Source organism: Nocardiopsis protaetiae (genome assembly GCF_045446735.1).
GTDB lineage: Bacteria > Actinomycetota > Actinomycetes > Streptosporangiales > Streptosporangiaceae > Nocardiopsis > Nocardiopsis protaetiae.
The window spans coordinates 1-3,333 of record NZ_JBJJBV010000446.1; the positions used below are offsets into that span (position 1 = coordinate 1).

General features: G+C 73.7%; 2 protein-coding genes. One reads left to right on the plus strand and one right to left on the minus strand.

From position 1 onward, the window contains the following. Positions 1-40: 40 nt before the first annotated feature. On the minus strand, positions 41-1,885 hold the full coding sequence (locus tag ACJOT3_RS33610) for a UvrD-helicase domain-containing protein (protein ID WP_406977164.1): 1,845 nt from the start codon (positions 1,883-1,885) through the stop codon (positions 41-43). A gap of 784 nt (positions 1,886-2,669) precedes the next feature. On the opposite strand from ACJOT3_RS33610, the gene ACJOT3_RS33615 reads away from it, so the two are divergent. Then, the gene (locus ACJOT3_RS33615) at positions 2,670-3,296 is read left to right on the plus strand and encodes a DUF1707 SHOCT-like domain-containing protein (RefSeq protein WP_406977165.1); all 627 of its coding nucleotides are present in this window, start codon (positions 2,670-2,672) and stop codon (positions 3,294-3,296) included. Positions 3,297-3,333 lie beyond the last annotated feature (37 nt).

The window sequence follows — 3,333 nt, forward strand, 5'->3', positions numbered from 1 at the left end:
CGCCCCCCTCTCCGTTCTCCCACCGGGTCCGGGACCCGGGTCAGCGGCCCTCGGTGATCAGCCGGCTCGGCCGCCCCACGTGCGACACGTACAGGGCGTCGCGCGCCCGCGTGCAGGCTGTGAACAGCAGCGTCCGCTCCTGCTGGAAGGCGTGCTCCAGGGCCACCTGGTCGCCGTCGGCCGCCTCGATCGCGGCCTTGGGCGGCAGCAGGTGGTCGGCCACCCCCACCAGGGCCACGCAGCGGAACTCCTGGCCCTTGAGCCGGTGCAGCGTGCCCACGCGCACCGCCTCCGGGCCGCCGGACTCCTCCAGCGGCGCGGTCGGGATGCCCCGGGCCGTCAGCTCCTTGGCGATCCCGCGCACCACCCAGTGGTTGCGCCCGGCCACCGCGATCTCGGTCGGGTCGACCCCGGCCTCCAGCCACACCCGCACCCAGTCGCCCAGGGCGGTGAGCTCCTCGGCCCGGTCGGCGCAGCCGCGCACCACCGGCGCCGTCCCGCGCAGCAGCGAGCGGTAGCCGGCCAGGGTGTCGGCGTCGTCGTCCATGCCCAGCGCCGCCCGGCGGCCCAGGATCGGCATGCTCCAGTCGAGGATCTCCTGGGTGATCCGGTAGCTCACCCGGAGCCGGTGGCCGCGCCCGCGCACGTTGATGCCGAGCGAGGCCAGCGACACCCGGTTGTCGGACACCCGCTGGTGCGGGTCGCCGACGATGAACAGGTCGTCGGGGCCCTCGGGGACGGCGGCGCGCAGCATCCGCCACTGGGCCGGGTGCAGGTCCTGCGCCTCGTCGACCACCGCGTGCCGGAACAGCGGGCCGCCGCGGCCCAGCACCCGGGCGGCCTCCGCCGCCAGCTGCGGGTAGGACCACAGCCCCTCCACCCGCATGGCGCCGACATAGCGCCGGATGGTCTCCCACACCTGGCGCCGGTGCTCGGGCGCCAGGTGCTGCACCCGCCCGCTGCGCTCGCAGCGGATGTACTCGGGCAGCAGCTCCAGACCCTTGGCCAGGATGACCTGCTCCCACTCGTCGACCAGGAAGCGGCCGGAGAAGGGCAGCCCGTCGGCCAGCGCCACCGCGCGCCAGCGGCGGGCCAGGTCGTCCTTGCCGATCAGGCGCGGCGGGACGCCGTGGGCCTGCACCACGGAGCGGGCCAGGCTGTCGATGGTCGCCACCCGGACCCGGGCGCGCACCCCGGGGTCGGGCAGCAGCTGGTCGAGGCGGTCGGACAGGGACTGGGCCAGGGCCCGGTTGTAGGTGGTCAGCAGGACCGACTCGCGGTGGTCCTCGGGGTACGCGGCGGCATCGCGTTCGGCCAGGTGGGCGGCCCGGTGCAGGGCGATGACGGTCTTGCCGGTGCCGGGGCCGCCGGTGATCTGCACGGCGCCGTTGTAGTGGGCCTCGGTGATCCGGTGCTGGTCCGGGTGGAGCGTGACCTGCCACTGCCGGAAGGGCGCGCGCAGGGCGCCGGCCAGCTCGGGCGGGCCGCTGGGGCGCGGGTCGGCCGGGGCGCCCGGGCCGAGCGGCACGAGCTCCGGGGACGCCGGGAGCAGGCGGCGGGCGAAGCGGAGCGCCTCCTCGCGCGGCAGCACGGTGAGCAGGCGGTAGTGGGTCCCGGGGCGCTCGGCGGACTCGTCGTCGGCCCCGTCGGGGCCGTCGGGCCCGTCGTGCTCATCGGCCGCGGGCGCCGGGACGACGACGCCGGACCAGTCGGGGGCGATGCCGACGATCCGGACCCGCGGGTCGGCGGCGTCCGCCACGGATTCCAGGTCGGGCCGTTCCCCGGCCTGGTAGGCGCGCATCACGGCCAGGGTGTCGAGCTGGACGTCGGGCGTGAGGCGGGTGAAGTCGCTGAGGAAGGTCGGGGCGATCGCAAGGGCGGACACGTCGTGGGTCTCCTCCGGTCTTCGACCAGGTGATGGCTCGGCGTCTGAGGCGTTCGGAGCGGGTGGTGTCGGGGCGGAGGGGGCGGGCCTGCGCACCCTCTCACCTGTGATCATGCTCGTGGCCCAATTCCGGCAAACGCCGCTCGCAGGCCGATTCCCGCCAGGTTTCCGGGGCTTTTCGGGGCGTTCGTCATCCCAGGTGGGAGGGGGTTCTACGGAAGCATGTTCGATCGTGCGGCCGAACATTTCCGGCGGGCCCGGACGGGCGCGCGCTGACCTGCGGCTCCGCGCGAGCCTGTGATGTCCTCAAAGGTGTTTATCGACTGTCCGAAATCCGGTTACGCACGGCGATGACGCCTGATCCGATCGGGGTTCCTGGGAGTGGCGGTGCAGGATGTGCCCGTGAGAACCCTCGGGCCGAAAACCCTGCGGAAGAACGGGCATCCGGGCGCCCCGGGTACGGACGGGCCTTGCGGGGACATTTCACGCAGTGGCCGGTTTCGGACACGCTCTGTGCAGACCCGTGCCGGGCACGAGATCGTGTATCGCACAGGGGAGACGGCCACGTGCCATCCGTGTGGTCCAGGACTCTGCCGGGGTCCGTCCTACCCCGGCAGAGTCCTGACCACCCGCGGGAGCGCGTCACGGGCACGCCCCCTAGAACATCCGGTACCCAGACCCCACCCGCACCAAAGCGTGCGCGGCGGGACATTCTCATTCCCTTCGCGCCGGGCCCGTGCTTTAACGTGGGACCACCAGTACGACGGAAGGGAACGGTGCGGCCGTGGTCTCCGAGGACAGAGCCCGACTGCGGGTCTCCGACGCCGAACGCCACCAGGTGGCCGAGGTGCTCCGGGAAGCGGCGGCCGAGGGGCGCATCACCCTCGACGAACTCGACGAACGGCTCGAAGCCGCCTTCACCGCCAAGACCTACGCCGACCTCGAACCCATCACCGCCGACCTGCCCGGCTCGCCCGGCGCCACCACCGGCCCCATCCCGGTGGTCGCCGACAACCGGCCGGCCGACCGCATCCACCCCGAGGACATCATGGTCGTCCGGTCCGACGGCGACAGCGTCGTCCGCAAGGGCCGCTGGCAGGTGCCCCGGCGCATCGAGGTCCGCAACAAGTACGGGGCCACCCGGCTCGACTTCCGCGAGGCCGACATCCCGCACGACCGCGTCGAGGTCCACCTGGAGGTCTCCTGGGGCGGCGCCGAGGTGATCCTGCCCGAGCGGTCCACCGCCGAGGTCGACGTCGACACCTCCTGGCTGGGCAGCCTCAAGGTGGACGCCGACGCCATCCCCCGCCCGCCCGCCCCGCACTTCGTCATCACCGGCACCTGCCACGGCGGCACCCTCCAGGTCGGCCACCGCCGCCCCTTCTCCTGGTCCTCCCTCTTCGGCATGTGACCTCCCGGCCCCGTCCCGGGCCCGGCCCCGGGACTGC